The sequence below is a fragment of the Rhodanobacter sp. FW106-PBR-R2A-2-24 genome (assembly GCF_058789615.1).
On record NZ_JBYTBV010000002.1, the window covers coordinates 2,296,504 to 2,319,160 of the forward strand.

Here is a 22,657-nt window from a genome sequence, read left to right on the forward strand (position 1 = left end):
GTTTGGCGAACGCTTGCCGCATCCTCTCCCCTCCTCCAGAGGGGAGGGCTAGCGGGTCACTTGCGCTCTTTCAGCAGGTCGCGGATCTCGGTGAGCAGCGTCACGTCGGCGGGCGGCGCGGCGGGGGCCTCGTCCTTCTTCTGCTGCAGCCGGTTCACCATCTTGATGAGCATGAAGATGGCAAAGGCCACGATGACGAAGGTGATGACGGTATTGATGAAGCTGCCGTAGTTGATCGCCACCTCGGCGAGCTTGTGCTTGGGGTCGCTGTCGTCAGCCGGTTTGAGCACCCATTTCATGGCGGAGAAATCGATGCCGCCGGTGAGCCAGCCGATCGGCGGCATGATGACGTCGCTGACCAGCGAGCTGACGATCTTGCCGAACGCGCCGCCGATCACGATACCGACGGCCATGTCCAGCACGTTGCCGCGCATCGCGAAGGCCTTGAATTCCTGCAGCATGCTCATCGTTGGTTTCCTTGGCTTGGGTGAAGGGATTCAGGCGATGCGGCCGTCGAGCACGGCCCAGCCGGCGAGTTCGGCGTGGAAGTGGTCGCCGTGTGCCAGCGCCGCCACGCCGGCGGGCGTGCCGGTGAAGACGAGGTCGCCGGCTTTCAGCTCGAACAGTTCCGACAGCGCGGACAACAGCGGCGGCACGCCGTGGATCATCTCCGCGAGCCGCGCATGCTGGCGGCGCTCGCCGTTGATGCTGAGCGAAAGTTCGGTATCGGGGCTGGGCAGGGCACCGTCGAGCCGGCGCAGCGCCGAGACCGGCGCGCTGTGGTCGAAGCCCTTGGCGATGTCCCAGGGATGTCCCTTGGCCTTCAGCTGCGCCTGCAGGTCGCGGCGGGTGAGGTCCAGCCCCACGCCCACGCCCCATACCAGCGCCGCGGCGTGTTCCATCGGCACGTCGCGGCCACTGTCGCCCAGCGCCAGCACCATCTCCACCTCGTGGTGCAGTTCGTGCGTGAGCGAGGGGTAGGGCACGTCCGCGCCGTCGGTCACCACCGCGTCGGCCGGTTTGCAGAAGAACATTGGCCGCCCCGCCTCTACCGCTGCGCCCATTTCCTTCGCGTGGTCGGCGTAGTTGCGGCCGACGCAGAAGATGCGGCGCACGGGGAAGCGCTGCGTGCTTCCAAGGATGGGCAGGCTGGGCTGGCGGGGCGGGGCGATGGCGTAGTCCATGCCCCGTAGCGTAGCGCGTGGCGTGGCATGGATGACAGCTGTCACGCGCGACGGTTGATGGCTGCCGGTGCATGCGCCGCGTGATGTCGACTAGCATCCTCGGCATCGCACTATCGAGGTCACCCGGGTGAGCAACGCCGATCTGCTGAAGGAATTGCGCATCGAGCGCAGCCAGCGCGAGCTGCACGATGCGCGGTCGCCGCGCTGGCCGTGGTTCGCCGGCGGCGCCGTGCTGGTGCTGGTGCTGGCCGGTGGCTTCGCCTGGCAGGCCTTCGGCCATCGCGCCGTACCGGTGCAAGTGGCCATGGCGGTGTCGCCCGCCAGCGACGCGGCGGCCGGCGCGGTGCTGCAGGCCACCGGCTACGTCACCGCGCGGCGGCAGGCCACGGTGTCGGCACAGATCACCGGCACGCTCACCGCCGTGCTGATCGAGGAAGGCGATCACGTGCAGCGGGGCCAGGTGCTGGCGCGGCTGGACGACAGCGCCTACCGGGCTGCGCTCGCCGCCGCCAAGGCGCAGGCCGCCGCCGCGCACGCGCTGGTGGCGCAGTACCAGGCGCAGCTGGCACAGAACGAACGCGATGCGCGGCGTCAGCAGCAGCTGGCGGCGCAGGGTCTGGTGCCGAAACAGGCGGCCGAACAGGCGCGCACGCTGGTGGAAGCCACCCGTGCCCAGCTGGCCGCGCAGCAGAAACAGGCGGTCGCCGCCGGGGCGGGCGTGGCGCAGGCGCAGGTCAACTTCGACTACTGCGTGGTGCGCGCGCCGTTCGCCGGCGTCATCACCACCAAGGACGCGCAGGTGGGCGAGATCGTCTCGCCGTTCTCCGCCGGCGGCGGCTTCACCCGTACCGGCATCGGCACCATCGTGGACATGGATTCGCTGGAAGTGGACGTGGACGTCAACGAGGCCTACATCGGCCGGGTGCAGCCGGACATGCCCGCCGAGGCGGTGCTCGACGCCTACCCGGACTGGAAGATTCCCGCCCACGTCATCGCCATCGTGCCCGCCGCCGACCGCGGCAAGGCCACGGTGAAGGTGCGCGTGGCGCTGGAGAAGAAGGATGCGCGCATCGTGCCCGACATGGGCGTGCGCGTCTCCTTCCTCGAAGCCCGACCGCAGGCCGCCGCGCAGGCGCCGCAGGGCGTGCTGGTGCCGGCCAAGGCCATCGTGCAGCGCGATGGCCATGCCATGGTGTTCGTGGTCGACGGCGGCAAGGCGCATGCCGTGATGGTGCAGCCGGGCGCGCCGAACGATGGCGGCATGGCGTTGATTCCCACGGCGCTGCATGCCGGCGACAGCGTGGTGCTTTCCCCGCCGGCCGCGTTGCACGACGGCTCGGACGTCCAAATGAAAGCATCTTCCCCGTAGGAGTCCACTCGTGGACGATGCTTTTCAACGAGCCGCAACGAACATCGCCCGCAAGCGGGCACCTACCATCAATCCAGTTCACCGGAGGCAAGCATGGACACCCTGATCGACATTCGCGACCTCGCCAAGGTCTATACGCGTGGCAAGCAGAAGGTTGAAGTGCTGCACCACATCGACCTCGACATCACCGAGGGGGATTTCCTTGCCTTGATGGGGCCATCCGGCTCGGGCAAGACCACCTTGCTCAACCTGATCGGCGGGCTGGATACGCCCAGCGCCGGCAGCATTCGCGTGGCCGGTTCGCGCATCGACCAACTGGGCGGCGGCCAGCTTGCGAAATGGCGCGCGGCCAACGTCGGTTTCGTGTTCCAGTTCTACAACCTGATGCCAATGCTCTCCGCACAGAAGAACGTGGAGCTGCCGCTCCTGCTCACCAAACTTTCCAGCGCGCAGCGCAAGAAGAATGCGGCCATCGCGCTGCAACTGGTGGGGCTGGCCGAACGCGCTTCGCACAAGCCCAGCGAGCTGTCCGGCGGCCAGCAGCAGCGCGTGGCGATCGCCCGCGCCATCGTCTCCGACCCCACCTTGCTGGTGTGCGACGAGCCCACCGGCGATCTCGACCGGCAGAGCGCGGAGGATGTGCTGAACCTCTTGCGCACGCTCAACCGCGAGCACGGCAAGACCATCGTGATGGTCACCCACGATCCCAAGGCCGCCGAATTCGCCAGCCGCACCCTGCATCTGGACAAGGGTACGCTGGCCGGGCATGCGGTGGCCTGAGGGGAACGCCATGAAATACTTCCATCTCATCTGGGCCGCGCTGTTCCGGCGCAAGTCGCGCACCTTGCTCACCTTGGTGTCGATCATCGCGGCCTTTCTGTTGTTCGGTCTGCTCGACTCGGTGCGGCTCGCCTTCAGCGCGGGCGACAGCGTGGCGGGTGCGGGGCGGCTGATCGTCAACTCCAAGATGTCGATGCAGCAGCCCTTGCCCGAGAGCCTGGGCGCGCGCATCGCGCAGGTGCCTGGCGTATCGGAAGTGGCCTACGCCAACTGGTTTGGCGGCGTGTATCAGGATCCGAAAAATCAGGTCATCAGCTTCGCGGTGAGCCCCAATTACCTCGACCTGTATCCTGAAATGACCCTGCCCGCCGACGAGCGCGCCACGTGGGACAAGACCCGCACCGGCGCCATCGTGGGCGCGGCGCTGGCGCAGCGTTTCGGCTGGAAGATTGGCGACAAGATTCCGCTGAAATCGACCATCTTTCCGTCCAAGGCCAGCGGCAACAGCACCTGGACCTTCGACATCGTGGGCATCTTCCACGCGAAGACGCCGCAGGATGCCGGGCGCGAGCAGATGCTGCTGTTCCACTGGAAATACTTCGACGAGAACAACGCCTTCGGCGCCGGCAACGTGCACTGGTACGTGGTGCAGGTGGCCAACCCGGCGCAGGCCGATCCGGTGGCGCGCGCCATTGACGCGATCTCGGCCAATTCGGATCACGAAACCAAGGCGCAGACTGAGCAGGCCTTCCAGACCTCCTTCATCAAGCAACTGGTGAACATCGGCCTGATCGTGACCGCCATCATGGGCGCCGTGTTCTTCACCCTGTTGCTGCTCACCGGCAACACCATGATGCAGGCGGTACGCGAGCGCACCAGTGAGCTCGCGGTGCTGAAGACGATCGGTTTTTCCAGCACCAGCGTGCTGGCGATGGTGCTGGCCGAGGGCGTGCTGCTGCTGCTGATCGGCGGGCTGATCGGCCTGGCGCTGGTGTCCGTGATCGTGCCGGGCATCGGTGCGGCCTCGGGCGGCATGATCCCGGTGCACGCGCTGGCGCCCAGCACCTGGCTGGCCGGCGTGCTGCTGATGTTGCTGATCGGCGCCGTGGTAGGACTGCCGCCGGCATGGCGCGCGATGCGCCTGAACATCGTCGATGCACTGAGCGGACGCTGAAGGAGCGCGCCATGAAAAAATTTGCGATCAATCTCGGCCTGTTGCTGCTCGTGGCGGTGGTGCTGATGGCCTGGACGGCGCTGCCGTGGGTCGGCGCGGTGGCGCTGGTGGTGCTGCTCGCGCTGTGGCTCGCGTTCAGCCGTGGTGGCCGCCAGGCCGGGCAGGTGACCCTGGTGGGCGTGGGCACGCTGCGCCAGCGGCTGGGTTCCTCCTCGGTGATCGTGGTGGGCATCGCCGGCGTGGTTGGCGTGCTGGTGGCGTTGTTCGCCATGGGGCAGGGCTTCCAGGCCACGTTGGCCAGCGGTGGCCGTGACGACACCGCCATCGTGCTGCGCGGCGGCTCGGTAGCCGAGTCGCAGTCGGTGCTGGTGCGCAACGACGTGGATGCCATCGAACAGGCGCCTGGCATCGCGCGCGACGCCTCCGGCAAGCCGCTGGTGTCGGCCGAGCTGGTGGTCACCGCCAACCTGCGCAAGCGCGGCGCGGACGACGACGCCAACGCGCAGTTGCGCGGCGTCGACGCCGCCGCCTGGGCGCTGCGTCCGGGCCTCAGGATCGTCGCCGGTCGCCCGTTCAAGCCCGGCCTGAACGAGCTGGTGGTGGGCCAGAGCGCCGAGCGCGAATACGCTGGCCTGGCGGTGGGCGATGCGGTGAAGATCGGCCGGCAACAATGGAAGGTGGTGGGTGTGTTTGCCGCCGGCAATGCCTACGACTCCGAGTTGTGGGCGGATCGGCAGGAAGTGGCGGCGGCCTGGCGGCGCGGCGACAGTGCCGAATCGGTGCTGGTGCGGCTCACCGACGCCAAGGCCTTCGCGTCGTTCCAGGCGGCGCTGGCGGCCGATCCCAAGCTCAAGGTCGAAGCCGACACCACGCGCGCCTTCTTCGCCCGCCAGTCCGAGACGCTGACCAAGACCATCCGCGCGGTGGGCGTGGCGGTGGGCCTCATCATGGCCATCGGCGCGGTATTCGGCGCGCTCAACTGCATGTTCGCCGCAGTGGCCGCGCGCGCCCGCGAGATCGCCACGCTGCGCGCCATCGGCTTCCGCAGCGCGCCGGTGGTGGTGTCGGTGATGCTGGAGACGATGCTGCTGGCGCTGGTCGGCGGCCTCGTCGGGGCGCTGGTCGTGTGGCTGGTGTTCGATGGCTACACCGCCTCCACGCTCAACGGCTTCACCGACGTGATGTTCCAGTTCAAGGTGAACGGTGCGCTGGTGTGGACGGGCCTGAAGTGGGCGCTGGCCATCGGCTTCGTCGGCGGCATCTTCCCCGCCGTGCGCGCCGCGCGGCTGCCGGTGGCCACCGCCTTGCGCGAGCTGTAGGAGCCAGCGCTAGGGCATCACCGGCGGCACGTACGTAAGGGTGAGCCCCAACAGCCACAACAGTCCCAGTACCAGGGGCACGTGCACCACCAGCTGCATGAAGGTGTAGCCCACCACGTCGCGTGCCTTGAGGCCGAGCACGCCCAGCAGGGGCAGCATCCAGAACGGATTGATGAGGTTGGGCAGCGCCTCGGCGGCGTTGTACACCTGCACCGCCCAGCCCAGGTGCACGTGCAGGTCGTTCGCCGCCTGCATCACGTAGGGCGCCTCCACCAGCCACTTGCCGCCGCCGGAGGGCACGAAGAAGCCGAGGATGGCGGAGTACGCGCCCATCACCGCGGGGAAGCTGTCGGTGCTGGCCACGTGCACGAACAGCTGCGCCAGCCGGTGCGCCAGCGTGGCGCCGTCCGCACCCCGAGCGTGGGTGAGCAGGGCGGCGATGCCGCCGTAGAGCGGTAACTGGATCAGCACGCCCGCCGTGCTCGGCACCGCGCGTGTCACCGCGTCCAGAAAGCTGCGCGGACGCCAGTGCAGCAGCAGGCCCACAGTGAGGAACAGGAAGTTGTAGGTGTTGAGGTTGGCGATCGCGCTTGCCGCCGGTTTGGCCATGAATTCATGCACCAGCCAGCCCAGGCCCAACAGGCCGATCAGCACGCAGAGCAGCGGGCTGTATTCCAGCCACTCGCCGGGGCGCGTGCGCGGTGGCAGCGCGGGCACCGCGGCGGCTTCGCCGATACCGAAATCGCGCGCCGTGCGCGCGTTCGCCTCCGACGGCGCGGTGAGCCAGCACACCGCGAGCGAGGCCGCGATCAGGCAGGCGGTGAGCAGCAGGGATTGCCACAGGAAGATGGTGTGGGTGAACGGCAGCACGCCGGTGATCGCCAGCAGGCCCGGCGGCATGCTGGCCGGATTGGCCTGCAGCTGCGCGGCCGACGACGACAGGCCCATCGCCCAGATCGCGCCGAGGCCGAGGTAGGCGGCGGCGCCGGCGGCGCGGTAATCCATGCGCAACTCCTCGCGCGTGGCCAGCGCGCGCACCAGCAGTCCGCCGAACACCAGCGAAAAGCCCCAGGACAGCAGCGAGGCCAGCATACTCAGCAGCGCCACGTAGCAGATCGCGCCGCGGCCGGTTTGCGGGAAGCGCGCCAGCACGTCGATGCCGCGCGCCACCACCGGCGCGGTGGCCACCACGTAGCCGCCGATCACCACGAAGGCCATCTGCATGGTGAACGGGATCAGGCTCCAGAAGCCGTCGCCGAAGGCGTTCGCCGTGGCCACCGGCGTCGCGCCGAAACCCAGCGCTGCGAGCGCCACCAGCGCCACGCCCAGCGCGGCAAATACCCAGGCATCGGGAAACCAGCGCTCCGACCACGCCGCACTGCGCAGCGCCAGACGCGCCATCAGGCCTTCGTTCGCCATGTTCATGCCTTCGAGATGATGCCTTGCGCATGGTCGCGCCACGCGCATCGCCGGGGCAAGCCGGTGGCGTCAGCCCGTGCGCTTCTGCTGTGCCAGGGTGATCGCCACCACGCCGCAGAGGATGATCGCGGTGCCGGTGATTTCCAGCATGCCGACGTGCTCGCCGGCCACGAGCACGCCGAACAGCACCGCCACCGGCGGGTTCACGTAGGCGTAGCTGGTGGCGAGCACGGGGCGCGCGTGCCTGAGCACATACAGATAGGCGCTGTAGCCGATCAGCGAGCCGGCCACGACGAGGTAGGCCAGCGCCAGGTTCGCGGCCAGCGGTGGATGCGCGGGCAGGCGCTCGCCGCTGGCAAAGCCCATGACGAACAGCGCCGCGCTGCCGCACAGCATCTGCGCGGCGGTGTTCATCGGGCCGGGGGGCATTTCCTGGTGCTTGCTCCACACCGAGCCATAGGCCCAGGCGGCGGCGGCCGCCAACAGCGCCAGCGCGGCGAGGCGCGAGCCGGACAGGTCGCCGCCCAGGTTCAGCACCACCACGCCGATGAAGCCGATCACCAGTCCCGCCGTTTCCAGCGCATTGGGTCGATGCCCGTGACGCAGGCCGAACAGCGCCATGAACAGCGGCATGCTGGCCACCGCCACGGCGGCGATGCCCGAGCTCACCTCGCGTTCGGCGTAGCAGACCAGGCCGTTGCCAAGACCGAGCAGCAACGTGCCGACCACCGCCGCGTTGCGCCATTGCCGCCGGGTGGGCAGTGCCATGCCGCGCAGGCGCAGGAAACTCAGCAGCAGGCTGCCGGCAATCAGGAAACGCACGCCGGCCAGGAGGAACGGCGGCCAGCCGCCCACGGCGATGCGGATACCCAGATAGGTCGAGCCCCACACCAGGTACAACGTGCCCAGCCCCAGCGGCACCAGCAGGCGAGGGTCGGCAAGGCGGCGCGGCACGTTGGCCGCGGGCGGCAGCGAGGGATCGGACATGGAGGGAACGCCGTGGGGACGGCGCATTATCCACGTTGACGGCGGCGCGGTCAGTGCGCGGCGGAACGCCTCTCGCGGATCACCACGAACTCGCCTTCCAGCACGTCGGTGGAGCGCGGCTGCGCCGGGCGGGCCGCCGCCGGCGTGCGCGCCAGCTTCCAGTGCCGCCAGAGCATGAACACGGCGCCGCCCACCAGCAGTACGCCGGCCACCATCAGTCCGAACACCGCGAGCACGCCCAATGCGGCCAGGCCGAGAACGAACGACAGGACGCGCAGCAGCGGGTGGCGGGGACGGTGCGGCATGGGCATGCGAAGGTACATGTTAAAAATCCGTGTGCTAAAATCAAGGACTTACGCGACTACGATGGGGCCAATCGGCCGCCGAGACAAGTGCCCATGGTCATTGCCGACACCCTGCTTTGCCCGCTGGATGCCCTCCCCGAGGACGGCACCACCGCCGTCGAAAACGTGGCCGCGCTGGATGGCGACAGCGTGATCGTCCAGCGCCAGGGCGCGCTGCTGCGTGCCTGGCTGAACGTCTGTCCGCACGCCGGCCGGCGGCTGGACTATGCGCCGGGCCAGTTCCTGCGCAAGAACGAACTCATCATCTGCGCCGTGCATGGCGCCAGCTTCGACTGCGGCAGCGGCCTGTGCGTGGGCGGTCCCTGCCGTGGCGAAAGCCTGCGCGCCCTGCCGGTCGAAGTGCGCGGCGGGGAAGTGTGGCTGCTGGGGCGAGCCAGCGCCGCTTGATCCGCTACCCTGTCGCCTTGCTTGTCCGGCGGGAAAACGTCACATGAAAGACCTTGAGCGGATTCGGCTTGCCATCGTTGGCCTGGGCTATGTGGGGCTGCCCCTGGCACTTGAATTCGGCAAGTGGTTCGACACCTTGGGCTTCGATATCGATGCCGAGCGCGTGGCGCAGTTGCGCGCGGGGCGGGATCGCACGGGGGAGCGCACGGCCGCCGAGCTGGCCGAGGCGCGGCATTTGCGTTACGCCACCGAGGTGGATGCGCTGCGCGATCGCGACACCTACGTGGTGACCGTGCCCACGCCGGTGGATGCGCACAAGCGTCCGGATTTTTCGCCGCTGATCCGCGCCAGCGCCATGCTGGGCGGCGTGCTCAAGCGCGGCGACGTGGTGATCTACGAGTCGACCGTGTACCCGGGCGCCACCGAGGAGATCTGCGTGCCGGAGCTGGAGCGCGCCTCCGGCCTGCGCTGCAACGTCGACTTCACCGTGGGCTACAGTCCGGAGCGGATCAACCCCGGCGATGCGCAGCGGCGGCTGGCCGATATTCCCAAGATCACCTCCGGCTCCACGCCGGAAACCGCCGAGTTCGTCGATGCGCTGTACCGGCGGATCATCCGGGCCGGCACGCACCGGGCGCCCAGCCTCAAGGTCGCCGAGGCCGCCAAGGTGATCGAAAACACGCAGCGCGATGCCAATATCGCCCTGATCAACGAGTTCGCGCTGATCTTCCACCGGCTGGGCATCGATACGCAGGAGGTGCTCGCCGCGGCCGGCACCAAGTGGAACTTCCTGCCGTTCCAGCCGGGTTTGGTGGGCGGACACTGCATCGGGGTGGATCCTTACTACCTGATCCAGAAGGCGCAATCGGCCGGCTACTACCCGGACATCCTGCTGGCCTGCCGGCGCATCAACGACGCGATGGGCGGGCACGTCGCCGCCGAAGTGGTGCGGCTGATGAACCTGCGCGGCCAGCCGGTGAAGGGCGCGCGCGTGCTGGTGCTCGGCTTTACCTTCAAGGAAAACTGCCCGGACCTGCGCAATACCCGCGTGGCGGATCTGGTGCGCGAGTTCATGGCGCTGGGCATGCGCGTGGATGTGCATGATCCCTGGGCCGACGCGGAGGAGGCCAGGGCCGAGTACGGCCTCGACCTGCTGCCGCAGTGGCCGGCGGCCGGTGGCTACGATGCCGTCGTGCTGGCGGTGGCGCACGAGCCGTTCCGCAACCGGCCGCCCGGCGAGGTGCGTGCGCTGGCGAAGCCCGATGGTGTCGTCTACGACATCAAGGGCGTACTGCCGCGCGACATGGTGGACGGCCGCCTGTAAGCGGCACCGGCGAGCGTCCCGTTCAGCGGAACAGCAGGTTGATCGACACCAGGGTGACCACCAGCATCGCCAGCGTGAGTGGCGCGCCCACGCGCAGGAAATCCCTGCCCTTGTAGCCGCCGGGGCCGGTGACCATCATCAGCGCGGGGTGGCCGGAGCTGAGCAGGAAGGTGTTGGACGAGGACACCGCCACGATCAGCGCGTAGGCCGACGGGTTGCCGCCGGTGGCCACCGCCACCGAGATGGCGATGGGCACCATCATCACGGTGGCGCCGACGTTGGACATCACCTGCGAGAACAGCAGGGTGAGCACGGCGAGCGTGGCCTGCAGCAGCCAGGGCGTGGCATGGCCGAGGTAGTGCAGCACGTATTGCGCCAGCCATGCGGCGGTGCCGGTGGCATCCATCGACCAGCCCAGCGGGATCAGGCAGGCGGTGACGAAGATGGTCTTCCAGTTGATCGCCTTGTAGGCCTCGTCCATGTTCAGCACGCCCGACAGCAGCATGCCCACGGCGCCGCACATCATCGCCACCGAGAGGTCGAGGTTGGTGAACAGCGCGAGGCACTTGGCCATCACGAAGAAGCCCACTGCCTGCCAGATCTTGCCGGGGCGCTGCTCCTCCTTGGGGATGTCGGTGACCACCACCAGGTCGCGGTCCTCGGCGGCCAGCGCGAGGTCGCGCCAGTTGCTGTGCACCACCACGGTGTCGCCGGCGCGCAGTTCCACCTGGCGCACGTCGTCGCGCAACACCTTGTCGCCGCGGTTCACCGCCAGCACCGAGATGCCGAAGCGCTTGCGCAGGCGCAGTTCGGCGATGCGGTGCTTGACGAAGCGCGACACCGGCGGAATCACCACTTCGGAAATGCCCGCGCGCGTGGGGTTGAACAGCTCGCCGAGCTGGCTCATGCGCGCCGACAGCCGGCACAGCTGGTTGTTGGCGAACTGCGCCAGTTGCTCGTGCGGGCCGAGCACGCCCAGCACCGAGCCCACCCAGATCACGTGGTCGGCCGGCGGCGCCATGCGCGCCTCGTTGCCGCTCTTGATGGCGAGGATCAGCGGCGCGCCGTGCAGCTGTTCGGCTTCGCCGATGCTCATGCCAACCAGCGGGCTTTCGGCGGTGACGATCAGCTCGGCGGTTTCGCCGGCAATGCCGTAGGTGTCGGCGAAATAGCTTTCGGTGCGCCCCGGCGTCACCTTCAGCCGCTCGTCCTCGTGGCCGGGCAGGAGCTTCCTGCCGAAGAAGTAGAAATAGGCGATGCCCACCAGGCCCAGCGCGAGCCCGGCCGGGGTCACGCTGAACAGGCCGAACTTGGGAATGGTGTGCGCGCCGGGCAGCAGGTTGGCATTGGCGCTGGCGATCAGGTCGTTCAGCACGATCAGCGGCGAGTTGGCGATCAGCGTGGTGTTGGTGCCGGTGAGGATGCAGAACGCCATCGGCAGCAGCAGCTTGGAGATCGGCACGCCGGTGCGCGCGGACAGGCGGCTGGACACCGGTATCATCAACGCCGCCAGCGCCTGGCTGGGAATCACCGCCGAGAACAGGCTGGCCATCAGGTTGATGACCAGGCCCAGGCGCGACTCCATGCCCTTGGCCAGCTTCATCACCGCCTGCGCGGTGAGGTTCAGCACGCCGGCGCGATCCAGCCCTTCGCCCATGATCATGATGGCGATGATGGCGATGACCGCGTTGCCGGCGAAGCCGTTGAACACCTTCTCCGAGGGGATCACCCCGGTCAGGCCGATCACCACCACCACCAGCAGCGCCGCCATGTCGGCGCGAATCCACTCCAGCACCAGCATCAGCATGGTGAAGCCCACCAGCCCGAGCACCAGGATCATTTCGGGGGTGAGCGCAAGCGGCATCAGCGCGCCTCCCGGCAGGGCGTGGATGCGTGGAGTGGCAGTGGCGGATTCACGCTGCGACGTTCGTCCCTGGCAGGGTCGCGCCAGTATAAACGGCGCGGCGGAAGGGCTGGTGAACTCCGCATTGCCAGCGCCGGGATGCCCCGGTTCCTAGCGCGTCCGCCGCGAGCCGCGCAGGCTGCTGACCGAGATGCTGGCCACCTCGCCGCCGCCGGGAATGCGCCGCGACTGGCCGGGCGGCGGGCCCCAGGCGTGGGCGGCGACCACTTCCCAGCTGGCCGGGATGCGGCCGTCCACGCGCATCGCCTCGTAGGCCTCCAGCATGGCGCGATAGCGCGCCTTGCCGGTGAGGCCGCGCGGGCGTGCCGCATCGGCGTGGGTGGCGCCCAGCCCGCGCAGATCGTCCAGCAACTTGCGCGGCTGGCTGTAGGTCAGGGTGTAGTGGTTGGTCTGCAGCACCGGGTCGCGCAGGCCGGCGTTCAGTACCGCGTCGCCCACGTCGTGCATGTCGAGGAAGCGGCCCACGTGGGAGTGCTCGTCCACGCTGGCCCAGGCCGCGCGCAGCTCCTTCAGCGTGTCCGGGCCGAAGCTGGAGAACACCAGGAAACCGCCGACCTTCAGCACGCGGCAGCACTCGGCGAACAGCGCCTCGAGGTTGTCCACCCACTGGAAGCACAGGTTGGAATGCACGATGTCCATGCTGTGGTCGGGGAAGGGCAGCGCGGTGGCCTCGGCGCAGACGCGGCGCAGCGGCTTCAGCCAGCCGCTGTGGCGCTTGGCCGCCTTGAGCATGGGCAGGGCGATGTCCAGCGCGATCACCTCGGCCTTGGGGTAGCGCGCCTTGATCTGCGCGGTGCCCAGGCCGGTGCCGGCGCCGATGTCGAGGATGTGTTCGGGCAGCAGGCCCTTGCGGTCGGGCGATTCGTCGTAGAAATCCAGCCGCGCCAAAAGGTCGGCTTGTACCTCGCGCTGCAGCGCGTCGTGGTTCTCGTAGCTGGTCGCGGCGCGGCCGAAGTTGCGGCGCAAGCGCGCGCGGTCGAGGTGGAAGTCGCTCATCGCAGGGTTTCCAGCAGGGGCCCGAGCGCCGCGACCACGGCGTCGGCATGGGTGAAGAACGGCGCGTGGCCGGCGTGCTCGATCTGCGCGTAGTGCCCGCGCGCGGCCGCGGCCGACCAGTCCATCGCCGGCGGTGGCACCAGGCGGTCGCGGCGGCCGGCGATCCAGGCGCTGGGCAGTTGCAGCGAGGGCAGACGCGCGCGCAGATCCTGCGTGTCCAGGATGCGGATGCCTTCCTGCAATACGCGCAGGTCGGGCTCGCCGCGGGTGAAGGCCAGCTGGCGCAGATGGCGCAGCTCGGCGCGCGGGTCGGCGCTGCCCATCGCCTCCAGCGCCAGGAAGCGGTCGATGGTGGCGTGGTAGTCGGTTTCCAGGTCAAGCGCGAGCTGGCGCACCAGCGCGCCGTCGCTGCCCCAGCGCCAATCCGCGCTGCGCGTGAACTTGGGCGTGGCGCACAGCATGCCCAGGGCACGCACGCTTTGCGGCTGCTCCAGCGCGGCGGTGAGCGCGATCAGCCCGCCCAGCGACCAGCCCACCCAGATCGCCGGTGGCGTGGCCTGTGCGATGGCGGCGGCGCAGGCGGCGGGTTCCAGCGGCACCTTGCTGTCGCGCGAGTGGCCATGGCCGGGCAGGTCCACCACATGGATCGTGCAGCGATCCGCCAGCGCTTCCACCAGCGGCGCCATCACCCCGCCGTGCATGGCCCAGCCGTGCAGCAGCACCAGCGGGATGGGGCCGTGGCCGGCTTGTTCGATGTAGAGGCTCATGCGCCGCTCCCTTCAAGCAACGCGCCCTTCGCGTTCGTCTCATCTCCCCTCCGGGGAGAGCACTGCCCTGAGCCAGCCGAAGGGGATTGAGGTGAGGGGTCGGGGCTTGCCACGCCGTGGATCGAAACCGGCTTCGATGCAAGATCCTTGCGAGATTCTCCCCTCTCCCCCAGCCGCTCTCCCACAAGCGGGAGAGGGGAGCTGGTCGTGGGGCGCAGGTCGGCACCCACCGCGCCGCGCTCGTCGAACACGAAGCAGCCGCCTTGCCAGTGCGCGCCGTCGGTGAGTTCGAGGTATTTGAGTATCCCGCCTTCGAGCTGGTGCACGTGCTCGATGCCCAGCGCCTGCAGGTGCAGCGCGGCCTTTTCGCAGCGGATGCCGCCGGTGCAGTAGGACACCACGGTCTTGCCGGCGTAGCGCGCGCGGTCGGCGGCGACGGCGGCGGGGAACTGGGTGAAACGCGCGATGCGGTAGTCCACCGCGTCGATGAAGCGGCCCACGGCGGTTTCGTAGTCGTTGCGCGTGTCCAGCATCACCACGGTGCGGCCATCGTCGTCGTGGCCGGCATCCAGCCAGCGCTTGAGCGTGGCCGCGTCCACCGCCGGCGCGCGGCCGCCCGCGGGGCGGATCGCCGGCTGATGCATGGTGATGATCTCCTGCTTCAGCCGCACGCGCAGGCGGCCGAAGGGGGCAGCGTCGGAGAGCGACTCCTTCGCCTCCAGCCCGGCGAAACGCGCGTCCTCGCGCAGCCAGGCCATGAAGGCCTGCACCGCGTCGCGCGCGCCGGCGAGGAACAGGTTGATGCCTTCCGGCGCCAGCAGCACGGTGCCCTTGAGCGCCAGCGCGGCGGCGCGTTCGCGCACGCGTTCGCGCAGCGCCGGCAGGTCGTCCAGCGCCACGAAGCGGTAGGCGGCGATGTTGAGGAGGCTCATGGGGAAAAACGCGAAGGGCAGCGGGGCATTATACGTGGCGCCCCGCCCGCGCCCCTTGCGGCAGATCAGCCAGTGCGCCCAGCAGGCGATCCACGTGTGCCTCCTCGTGCGCGGCGCTCAGCGTGATGCGCAGCCGCGCCTGGCCCGGCGGCACCGTGGGCGGGCGGATCGCGGTGACCAGCAGGCCGCGCGCTTCCAGCGCCCGCGTCGCATCGAGCGCGGCGCGAGCCTCGCCCAGCAGCAGCGGCTGGATCGCGCTGGTCGAGTCCGCCAAGGGCAGGCCGAGCTGCGTCGCACCGCGGCGGAAGCGGGCGATCAGCGCGTGCAGCTTCTCGCGGCGCCAGCCTTCGCCGCGCGCGACGCGCACCGCGGCCAGTGCGGCGGCGGCCAGCGCGGGTGGCATGGCGGTGGTGTAGACGTAGCTGCGGGCGAACTGGGTGAGGCCGTCGATCAACGCGGAGGGGCCGGCGATGAAGGCGCCGCTGGCGCCCAGCGCCTTGCCCAGCGTGGCCATCAGCACCGGCGCGTCGCTTTCACCCAGACCGGCGGCGGCGAGGCTGCCCGCGCCGTCGGGGCCGAGCACGCCCAGGCCATGCGCGTCGTCCACCATCAAGGTGGCGTGCTCGCGCGCGCATAGCGCGGCCAGCGCGGCCAGCGGCGCCACGTCGCCATCCATGCTGAACACGCCATCGGTGGCGACGAGCGCCGGCACGCCGGGCCGGCTCGCCAGCTGGCGCGCGGCGGCGGCCACGTCGGCATGCGGATAGCGTTTCAGTTCGGTGCCGGCAAGCTGGGCACCGTCGAGCAGGCAGGCGTGGTTGAGCTTGTCCTGCACGCACAGCTCGCCGCGCGCCAGCAGCGCCTGCAGTGCGCCGAGGTTGGCCATGTAGCCGGTGGAGAACAGCAGGGTACGCGCGCGCCCCGTCCACTCGGCTAGGGCCTCTTCCAGCTCCGCATGTTCGCGGCGATGGCCGCAGATCAGGTGGGCCGAGGTGCTGCCCGCGCTGGCGGCTTGTTTCAGCGCGGCGACCAGCGCGGGGTGCTGCGCCAGACCGAGATAATCATTGCTGCAGAAGCCGAGCAGGCGTTGGCCGTTCGATACCAGCCACGGGCCATCGACGTGGTCGATGGTGCGCAGGCGACGGCGCAGGTTTTGCGTTTCACGTTCGGCCGTCTGGATGGCCAGACGGCTGAGCAGGTCTGGGCGTGAAGCGAGAGCAGCCCCCTCACCCCAACCCTCTCCCCCCGACTTCGTCGGGGGGAGAGGGAGATAAAGCGACGACGCCGGCGCGGGCGATGGGCTCGAAACTCCCTCTCCCCCAACGGCTGCATCGTTGGGGGAGAGGATTGGGGGGAGGGGGGCTTTGGGCATGGCTGGCAGTCTCAGGGCAACGGCGACCCCCTCACCCCGTCCCTCTCCCCCAGGCAAGGCCTGGGGGAGAGGGGGCAAAGCAGCAGGCCGCAAGACGTATGGATCAGGCCGCCTCGCTGCACGAACACCCACAGCCGCCACCGCCGCCACAGCAGCCTTCTTCGGCGAGGATGCCGGCATGCACGGTGGCGCTTTCCTCCGCCACTTCCAGCGGATGCAGGTCGAGCCGGCGGAACAGCGCGTGGTCGTGCGCCACATCGGGATTGCCGGTGGTGAGCAGCTTGTCGCCGGCGAAGATCGAGCCGGCCCCGGCGAAGAAGCACAGCGCCTGCACCTCGTCGCTCATCTGCTGGCGGCCGGCGGAGAGGCGCACGATGGAGCGCGGCATCACGATGCGCGCCACCGCGATGGTGCGCACGAACTCGAACGGATCGAGCTTCTCCGCGTTCGCCAGCGGCGTGCCCGGCACCGGCACCAGCTGGTTGATCGGCACCGACTGCGGGTGCTCGGGCAGGTTGGCCAGCGCCTGCAGCAGGCCGGCGCGCTGCGTGCGCGTCTCGCCCATGCCGACGATGCCGCCGCAGCAGGTCTTCAGACCGGCGTCGCGCACCTGTTCCAGCGTGGTCAGGCGATCGGTGTATTCGCGGGTGTGGATGATCTCGCCGTAGAACTCCGGCGCGGTGTCGATGTTGTGGTTGTAGTAGTCCAGCCCGGCGTCCTTGAGCGCCTGCGCGTGGCCGTCGCCGAGCAGGCCCAGGGTGGCGCAGGTTTCCAGGCCCAGATCCTTCACCGCGCGCACGATCTCGGCCACCTTGGGGATGTCGCGATCCTTCGGCCCGCGCCACGCCGCGCCCATGCAGAAGCGGCTGGCGCCGGCGGCCTTGGCGGCTTTCGCGCGCTCCAGCACCTCGTCCACTTCCAGCAGTTTCTGCGGCAGCACGCCGGTGTCGTAGCGCTGCGCCTGCGGGCAGTAGGCGCAATCCTCCGGGCAGCCACCGGTCTTGATCGACAGCAGGGTCGACACCTGCACCGCGTTCGGATCGTGGTGCTCGCGGTGCACGCCGTGCGCGCGGTAGAGCAGCTCGTTGAACGGCAGGGCGAACAGCGCGGCGACTTCGTCGCGCGTCCAGTCGTGGCGGACGGTGGCAGGGGACATGGGGCGGCTCCGTGGCTGAGGCCGCGAAGTGTGGGCGGCCCGTCCGTGCCCGTCAACCAAACGCCACCGCATTGTGGTTTACCACGTTCCCGACACGCGAGCCGTGCATACTGCGGCGACCGCCACGCCCACGCTTGCCGATGACGCATCTGTCGCGCGCCCTGACCTGCCTGCTGTTGCTCGTGGTGTGGCCGCTCGCCGCCGCGCCGGCGGCGCCCGTGCGCCCGCTGAGCCTGTTCGACCTCGGCGCGCCGGCCTTCACCAGCTTCTCGGCGCGCGACGGCCTGCCGACCTCGATCATGGCCCAGGTGGCCGTGGACCAGGACGGCTTCGTCTGGGCCTCCGCCGCCAATGAGCTGGTGCGCTACGACGGCAGCCGCTGGCGCAACACCGGGGATTTCGCCACCAGCGGCCAGTTGGGCACCCTGACCAGCACCCATGACGGCAGCCTGTGGGCCGCCTTCCGCGACCGTGGCATCGCCCGCTACGACGGTCACCGCTGGCGCTCCGTGGCCCACTTCCCCGCCCGCGACGTGCGCCGGTTGGTGGAGACGCGCGATGTCGCGGGGCGCTACACGCTGTGGGCGCTGAGCATGGGGGATGGCCTGCTGTGGTTTACCGATGGCCGGTGGTCGCCTGCGCCCGGTGCCGAGCAGTTGCCGCGCACGGTGCTGAGCCTCGCCGCCACGCACGACCTGTTCGGCCACGCGCGCCTCTGGGTGGGCAGTGGCACGCAAGGCCTCTGGTACAGCGAGGGCGATGGCCACTGGCGGCGTTTCGTGGCGCCGGGCTTCGACGGCAGCCAGATCGAAAGCCTGCTGGTGGCTCGCCGGGGCGGCCACGAGCAACTCTGGATCAGCACCTTCGGCGCCGGCCTGTGGCGGCTGGATGCCGACGGCCTCGCCAGCTGGAGCCTGCAGAACGGCAACGCGCCCACCAACGATTTCTACAGTCTCGCGCAGAGCCAGCTGCCGCACGACGATGGCGCCGTGTGGGCTGCCTCACGCGCCGGCCTGGTGCGCATCCACGGCGACGCCGTGCGCGTGTTCGACCGTGACAACGGCCTGCCCTCGAACGTGGTGCGCGATGTCGCCGTCTGGCGCGCCCCCGACGGCACCCAGGTGTTGTGGCTGGCCACCGAGAACGGCATGGCGCGGGCACTGGCCAGCGGCGGGCCATGGCGTACCGCCTCGCTGCTGGGCACCGATGCCAGCGGCGTGTTCGCGGTGCGCGCGGAGCCCGACGGGCAGGGCGGCGAGCGCTTGTGGGTGGGCGCGGCGCGCGACGGCCTGGCGCTGTACGAGGAGGGCCGCTGGCGTCGTTTCGGAGTGGCCGATGGCTTGCCCTCGTCCTTCGTGCGCCTGCTGCGTCGCGCCCCGGACGAGCACGGCGAGGACACCCTGTGGCTGGGCCTCTCCGGTGGCGCGTTGATGCGCGTGCTGCCCGGCCCGCGCTTCCAGCAGGTAGCCACGCCATGGGCGCTGGACACGGCCGAGGCCGTGCTCGACCTGCTTGGCCGCAGCGACCACGGCCAGCCGGAGCTGTGGCTGGCCACCCGCACCAGCGGTCTGTACCGCCGACGCGCGGGCACGTGGACGGCGCTGGCGCTGGCGGGCGCGCCCGCGCGCTGGGGCGCCAACGCACTGGCGACGCAGACCGATGCCCAGGGCCAGGCGTGGCTGTGGGTGGCCAGCTCGCTGGGCCTGCTGCGCTGGGATGGCCGCCGGCTCGTCAACGTGACCGGCGAGGCCGCGCTGCCCGCCGGCGCCATCCTCGGCGTATCGCTGCTGGTCGATGCCGGCCGGCCAGTGCTGTGGCTGGGCAGCGCGCGCGGCATCGTGCGCGTGGACGTGGCCAACCCGGCCCACCCGCGCCTGCTGCCGGAGCCGTTGCCGCCGGCGCCCGATGCCTACGCCTACGGCGCGCTGCGCGACAGCCAGGGTCGCACCTACATCTGCACCAACAACGGCGTGCAGCAACTGCTGCCCACCGCGCATGGCTACCGCTCGCGCGTGTTCACCCGGCGCGACGGCCTGCCGCACGACGAGTGCAACGGCGGCGGGCAGTTCATCGACGCGCATGACCGCTACTGGGTCGGCATGCTGGGCGGGCTGGGCGTGTACGACCCCGCCGACGACCGCCCCGACCGCACGCCCAAGCCGTTGCGCATCACCGGCGCCCGCCTCGACGACAAACCCCTCCCCGCGCAGGACATCGTGTTGCGCCCGGGCTGGAACAACCTCATCGTGCGCTATGCGCTGCTGAGCTGGCGCAACGAGGACGAAAGCCAGTTCCGCACCCGCTTGCTGGGCGACGAGGCCACTCCTTCGCCGTGGACGACGCAAACCAGTCGCGTGCTCAGCCACCTGTCGCCGGGCCGCTACGCCCTGCGCATCGAGGCGCGCGACTATGCCGGCAACCCGAGCCCGCCGGTGCAGCTGGCGATCACCGTGCTGCCGGCCTGGTGGCAGACCACGCTCGCGCGGATCGGCTACGCACTGGTCATCATGCTCGTGCTGTACCTGCTGCTGCACTGGCGGGTGCGCGCGCTCAAGCAGCGGCAGGCGCAGTTGCGCGCGCTGGTGGACGACCGCACCGCCGAGCTCAACGCGGCCAACGCGCGGCTCACCGAGCTTTCCTACCTCGACGCGCCCACCGGCCTGGCCAACCGGCGTCGCCTGCACGAGGCGCTGGACGCGGTGGCGCGCCGCGCCGATCCCAGTCCGGCCAGCCTGGTCTTCGTCGACGTCGACCACTTCAAGGACTACAACGACCACTACGGCCACCCCGCCGGCGACGAGGCGCTGCGTGTGGTGGCTACGGCGATGCGCTACTGCGCTCCGGCGGACGCGCTGGTGGCGCGCTACGGCGGCGAGGAATTCGCCTGCCTGTTGCCGGCCTGCGGGCGGGCGCAGGCACTCGAGGTCGCCGAATGCATCCGCGCTGGCGTGGAGGCCAGCCTGATCCCCGTGCCCGGCAGCATCCTCGCCAACCACGTCACCGTCAGCGCCGGCGTGGCCGCCGCGACGATCGCCAGCGACGCCGACGCCAATCGCCTGCTGCGCGAGGCCGACCAGGCCATGTACCGGGCCAAGCAGGCCGGTCGCAATTGCGTGCGCGAGTGAAGCCGGTGGAAAAGCCCGTCTACCGCAGCTGCCGCGCCGCCGCCACGGGCGACGCGGCCGGGCGTCGGCGCCTTACTTGCCCGCCGTGCGCGCCGCCTTCACCTGCTCGGCCGTGACCGGCTTGCCCTGGTTGCCCCACGAGCTGCGCTCGTGGTTGGCGATGTCGGCGATGTCGGCATCGCTCAGGCTGTCGGCGAACGGCGGCATCGCGCTGGCGTAGCTGACGCCGTTGATGGCGACGCCGCGCAGGCCGTGCAGGATGGTGGTGAGCTGGGTGGCCGGGTCGGCATCCTGCACTGCGGGGTTGTCCTTCAGCGGCGGGAAGGCACCGGTCAGGCCCAGGCCGGTGGGCTGGTGGCAGGCGGCGCAGTTGGTGGCGTAGAGCTGCGCGCCGCGCGCCGCGTCGAAGGCGTAGGGGCCGCTGCTGGCGGCGGGCTTGGCTGCTGCCACGGCGGCGGCCTGCTGGTCGGCCGGCGCCTTCGAGATCGGCGGCTTGGCGGCTGCCGCACCCGGCGGCTCCAGCACATGCAGCAAACCCATCGCGCCGAGCACCATGTGCGCCATCGCGTGGTCGACGAAGGCGTACTTGCCCGGCTCGTCGAGCTTGAGGTCGAACACCGCGCCCTCGCCCGGGCCCACCGACCAGGTGGACACGCCGTCGATCGCCTGCGCCGGATTGCCGCCCGGATACACCTTGTCGAAGATCGCGCCGATCACATGGAAGGCGCTCCACAGGCTGGGGCCGGCGTTCACCACGTACAGGCGCACGCGGTCGCCCGGCTTGGCGGTGAGCGGATGGTCGCGGTACTGGAAGGCGGCGCCGTTGAACACCACTTCGTCCGGGCGCATTTCCTGCACCTTGGCGTAGTCGTTGGCCATCAGCTTGCCGGCCACCTGCTGGGTGTACCACTCGCCCTGCACCAGCACGTAGCTCTCCGCGGCCGGCGGCAGCGGCGTGGCCGGGTCGACGATGATCGCGCCGTACATGCCGTTGGCGATGTGCAGCAGCACCGGCGGCGTGCCGCAGTGGTAGAGGAAGGCGCCCGCCACCTTGGCCACGAAGGAGAACTGGATCTGCTCGCCCGGAAGGATGTCGGCGTAGTGCAGGTTGGGCGGCGTGATCGCCGCATGGAAATCGATCGAATGCTGCATGCTGCCGTGGTTGACGAGGGTGAACTCCACCGTCTGCCCCTGGCGCACGTGGATCACCGGGCCGGGCACGCTCTTGCCGAAGGTCCAGGCCTGGTACTGCACGCCGCTGGCGATCTCCACGTTCTGGTCGGAGACGGTGATCGTCACCTTGGCCGTGTTGCCCGGTTGCAGCGGCGGCAGGCTGGCGTCGCGCGCGTGGTCGATGGGCTGGGGCGAGGCCAGCGCCAGCGGCGTCACCGCGGCGGCGGCGGCGGCGGGCGAGGCCGACTTCACGTTGGTCGCGCTCTGCAGGCCGGCGAGCAGCAAGGCCACCAGCACCACGATGCCGGCCAGCGCGGGCGCCTGCACACGCCAGGGCAGGCGCGCGGCGTCGTTGGGCTCGGCCGCCACGTTCCACTCGGCGATCCGGCGCCATGCCGGCCAGTGCCGCTCGATCAGGTAATCGACGCTGTACAGGCTGGGCCCGACGCGGTAGTTGACGATGATGAGCGCCACGAAAATCAGCACATAGCTGAGCGCCGCGCCGATGTTGGTGACGCCCACCGAATACGGCCCGCCGAAGCCCTCGGCCGTGCTCCAGATCAACAGGCTGAAGAGCAGGCCGAGGATGTAAGTGGTCTTGCGCGCGAAGCCGAAGATCAGCGCCAGCGCCAGCGCCGTCTCGGCGATGCGCGTCAACCACACGAACAGGCCCGCATGCGGGGTGACCAGCGCGATCCACATGGCGAACCACCACGCCGCCCACGCCGGCTGACCGTGCGCGGCATTGTGCAGGTAGCCCACGTAATGCGCCGCGAAGTCGCCGCTGAAGGTGAGCCCGGCGCCCACGATCCAGATGATGCCGAAGGCCACGCGTAGCGCAGTGCCGGCCACGGCGGGCCAGGTGGATGAGGCGGAATGGTCGTCGTCGGGCAGGGTCATGAAG

19 protein-coding genes are annotated in these 22,657 nt (G+C 69.9%); 7 read left to right on the forward strand and 12 right to left on the reverse strand.

Annotated elements, in window-relative coordinates:
• Positions 1-56 precede the first annotated feature (56 nt).
• Complete coding sequence (gene mscL, locus AC3WQA_RS11545; protein WP_492675196.1) at positions 57-467, reverse strand: large-conductance mechanosensitive channel protein MscL; 411 nt, start codon at positions 465-467, stop codon at positions 57-59.
• A 30-nt stretch (positions 468-497) separates the two neighbouring features.
• Positions 498-1,184 (reverse strand): fumarylacetoacetate hydrolase family protein, encoded by a 687-nt coding sequence (locus tag AC3WQA_RS11550; RefSeq protein ID WP_492675197.1) that lies wholly within the window; start codon positions 1,182-1,184, stop codon positions 498-500.
• Between the two features lie 127 nt (positions 1,185-1,311).
• Here AC3WQA_RS11550 and AC3WQA_RS11555 point away from each other — a divergent pair, with 127 nt between their 5' ends.
• The 4 genes from AC3WQA_RS11555 (at position 1,312) to AC3WQA_RS11570 (ending at position 5,826) form a co-directional block, all read left to right on the forward strand.
• Positions 1,312-2,553: an efflux RND transporter periplasmic adaptor subunit gene (locus AC3WQA_RS11555; RefSeq protein WP_492675198.1), complete on the forward strand. Its 1,242-nt coding sequence runs from the start codon at positions 1,312-1,314 to the stop codon at positions 2,551-2,553.
• A gap of 93 nt (positions 2,554-2,646) precedes the next feature.
• Positions 2,647-3,333 carry an ABC transporter ATP-binding protein gene (locus tag AC3WQA_RS11560; protein ID WP_492675199.1) on the forward strand — a complete coding sequence of 229 codons (687 nt, stop codon included), beginning with the start codon at positions 2,647-2,649 and terminating at the stop codon, positions 3,331-3,333.
• Positions 3,334-3,343: 10 nt separating this feature from the next.
• Entirely contained in the window at positions 3,344-4,507 is a 1,164-nt protein-coding gene (locus AC3WQA_RS11565; protein WP_492675200.1) for an ABC transporter permease, read from the forward strand.
• Positions 4,508-4,518: 11 nt separating this feature from the next.
• Positions 4,519-5,826, forward strand: a complete 1,308-nt coding sequence (locus tag AC3WQA_RS11570; protein ID WP_492675201.1) for an ABC transporter permease — start codon at positions 4,519-4,521, stop codon at positions 5,824-5,826.
• 9 nt (positions 5,827-5,835) lie between these two features.
• On the opposite strand, the gene AC3WQA_RS11575 is transcribed toward AC3WQA_RS11570, so the two are convergent.
• From AC3WQA_RS11575 to AC3WQA_RS11585, 3 genes are all read right to left on the reverse strand, one after another.
• Entirely contained in the window at positions 5,836-7,227 is a 1,392-nt protein-coding gene (locus AC3WQA_RS11575; RefSeq protein ID WP_492676351.1) for a short-chain fatty acid transporter, read from the reverse strand.
• Between the two features lie 87 nt (positions 7,228-7,314).
• Positions 7,315-8,232 (reverse strand): drug/metabolite exporter YedA, encoded by a 918-nt coding sequence (gene yedA / locus AC3WQA_RS11580; protein ID WP_492675202.1) that lies wholly within the window; start codon positions 8,230-8,232, stop codon positions 7,315-7,317.
• Between the two features lie 50 nt (positions 8,233-8,282).
• Positions 8,283-8,555 carry a hypothetical protein gene (locus AC3WQA_RS11585; RefSeq protein WP_492675203.1) on the reverse strand — a complete coding sequence of 91 codons (273 nt, stop codon included), beginning with the start codon at positions 8,553-8,555 and terminating at the stop codon, positions 8,283-8,285.
• 75 nt (positions 8,556-8,630) lie between these two features.
• Between AC3WQA_RS11585 and AC3WQA_RS11590 the strand changes: the two genes are divergently transcribed.
• Positions 8,631-8,984 carry a Rieske (2Fe-2S) protein gene (locus AC3WQA_RS11590; RefSeq protein ID WP_492675204.1) on the forward strand — a complete coding sequence of 118 codons (354 nt, stop codon included), beginning with the start codon at positions 8,631-8,633 and terminating at the stop codon, positions 8,982-8,984.
• Between the two features lie 43 nt (positions 8,985-9,027).
• Positions 9,028-10,308 carry a nucleotide sugar dehydrogenase gene (locus AC3WQA_RS11595; RefSeq protein ID WP_492675205.1) on the forward strand — a complete coding sequence of 427 codons (1,281 nt, stop codon included), beginning with the start codon at positions 9,028-9,030 and terminating at the stop codon, positions 10,306-10,308.
• 22 nt (positions 10,309-10,330) lie between these two features.
• On the opposite strand, the gene AC3WQA_RS11600 is transcribed toward AC3WQA_RS11595, so the two are convergent.
• The 6 genes from AC3WQA_RS11600 to bioB form a co-directional block, all read right to left on the reverse strand.
• Positions 10,331-12,172, reverse strand: a complete 1,842-nt coding sequence (locus AC3WQA_RS11600; protein WP_492675206.1) for an SLC13 family permease — start codon at positions 12,170-12,172, stop codon at positions 10,331-10,333.
• A gap of 150 nt (positions 12,173-12,322) precedes the next feature.
• Positions 12,323-13,228, reverse strand: a complete 906-nt coding sequence (gene bioC, locus AC3WQA_RS11605; RefSeq protein ID WP_492675207.1) for a malonyl-ACP O-methyltransferase BioC — start codon at positions 13,226-13,228, stop codon at positions 12,323-12,325.
• A complete protein-coding gene (gene bioH, locus AC3WQA_RS11610) occupies positions 13,225-13,995 on the reverse strand; it encodes a pimeloyl-ACP methyl ester esterase BioH (protein ID WP_492675208.1) in 771 nt (256 codons plus the stop codon). Before bioH ends, bioC begins: the two co-directional genes overlap by 4 nt.
• Positions 13,992-14,927, reverse strand: coding sequence for a sulfurtransferase (locus AC3WQA_RS11615; RefSeq protein WP_492675209.1), 936 nt, complete (start codon positions 14,925-14,927; stop codon positions 13,992-13,994). Before AC3WQA_RS11615 ends, bioH begins: the two co-directional genes overlap by 4 nt.
• 28 nt (positions 14,928-14,955) lie before the next feature.
• On the reverse strand, positions 14,956-16,299 hold the full coding sequence (gene bioF, locus AC3WQA_RS11620; RefSeq protein ID WP_492675210.1) for an 8-amino-7-oxononanoate synthase: 1,344 nt from the start codon (positions 16,297-16,299) through the stop codon (positions 14,956-14,958).
• A 103-nt stretch (positions 16,300-16,402) separates the two neighbouring features.
• Positions 16,403-17,455, reverse strand: coding sequence for a biotin synthase BioB (gene bioB / locus AC3WQA_RS11625; protein ID WP_492675211.1), 1,053 nt, complete (start codon positions 17,453-17,455; stop codon positions 16,403-16,405).
• A 140-nt stretch (positions 17,456-17,595) separates the two neighbouring features.
• On the opposite strand from bioB, the gene AC3WQA_RS11630 reads away from it, so the two are divergent.
• Entirely contained in the window at positions 17,596-20,580 is a 2,985-nt protein-coding gene (locus AC3WQA_RS11630) for a ligand-binding sensor domain-containing diguanylate cyclase (protein ID WP_492675212.1), read from the forward strand.
• A gap of 72 nt (positions 20,581-20,652) precedes the next feature.
• On the opposite strand, the gene AC3WQA_RS11635 is transcribed toward AC3WQA_RS11630, so the two are convergent.
• Positions 20,653-22,653, reverse strand: a complete 2,001-nt coding sequence (locus tag AC3WQA_RS11635; RefSeq protein ID WP_492675213.1) for a multicopper oxidase domain-containing protein — start codon at positions 22,651-22,653, stop codon at positions 20,653-20,655.
• Between the last annotated feature and the right edge of the window lie 4 nt (positions 22,654-22,657).

Coding starts and splice junctions, on each gene's coding strand:
- mscL (WP_492675196.1), bottom strand. CDS start 467: ATGAGCATGCTGCAGGAATTCAAGGCCTTCGCGATGCGCGGCAACGTG.
- AC3WQA_RS11550 (WP_492675197.1), bottom strand. CDS start 1,184: ATGGACTACGCCATCGCCCCGCCCCGCCAGCCCAGCCTGCCCATCCTT.
- AC3WQA_RS11560 (WP_492675199.1), top strand. CDS start 2,647: ATGGACACCCTGATCGACATTCGCGACCTCGCCAAGGTCTATACGCGT.
- AC3WQA_RS11565 (WP_492675200.1), top strand. CDS start 3,344: ATGAAATACTTCCATCTCATCTGGGCCGCGCTGTTCCGGCGCAAGTCG.
- AC3WQA_RS11570 (WP_492675201.1), top strand. CDS start 4,519: ATGAAAAAATTTGCGATCAATCTCGGCCTGTTGCTGCTCGTGGCGGTG.
- AC3WQA_RS11575 (WP_492676351.1), bottom strand. CDS start 7,227: ATGGCGCGTCTGGCGCTGCGCAGTGCGGCGTGGTCGGAGCGCTGGTTT.
- yedA (WP_492675202.1), bottom strand. CDS start 8,232: ATGTCCGATCCCTCGCTGCCGCCCGCGGCCAACGTGCCGCGCCGCCTT.
- AC3WQA_RS11585 (WP_492675203.1), bottom strand. CDS start 8,555: ATGTACCTTCGCATGCCCATGCCGCACCGTCCCCGCCACCCGCTGCTG.
- AC3WQA_RS11590 (WP_492675204.1), top strand. CDS start 8,631: ATGGTCATTGCCGACACCCTGCTTTGCCCGCTGGATGCCCTCCCCGAG.
- AC3WQA_RS11595 (WP_492675205.1), top strand. CDS start 9,028: ATGAAAGACCTTGAGCGGATTCGGCTTGCCATCGTTGGCCTGGGCTAT.
- AC3WQA_RS11600 (WP_492675206.1), bottom strand. CDS start 12,172: ATGCCGCTTGCGCTCACCCCCGAAATGATCCTGGTGCTCGGGCTGGTG.
- bioC (WP_492675207.1), bottom strand. CDS start 13,228: ATGAGCGACTTCCACCTCGACCGCGCGCGCTTGCGCCGCAACTTCGGC.
- bioH (WP_492675208.1), bottom strand. CDS start 13,995: ATGAGCCTCTACATCGAACAAGCCGGCCACGGCCCCATCCCGCTGGTG.
- AC3WQA_RS11615 (WP_492675209.1), bottom strand. CDS start 14,927: ATGAGCCTCCTCAACATCGCCGCCTACCGCTTCGTGGCGCTGGACGAC.
- bioF (WP_492675210.1), bottom strand. CDS start 16,299: ATGCCCAAAGCCCCCCTCCCCCCAATCCTCTCCCCCAACGATGCAGCC.
- bioB (WP_492675211.1), bottom strand. CDS start 17,455: ATGTCCCCTGCCACCGTCCGCCACGACTGGACGCGCGACGAAGTCGCC.
- AC3WQA_RS11630 (WP_492675212.1), top strand. CDS start 17,596: ATGACGCATCTGTCGCGCGCCCTGACCTGCCTGCTGTTGCTCGTGGTG.
- AC3WQA_RS11635 (WP_492675213.1), bottom strand. CDS start 22,653: ATGACCCTGCCCGACGACGACCATTCCGCCTCATCCACCTGGCCCGCC.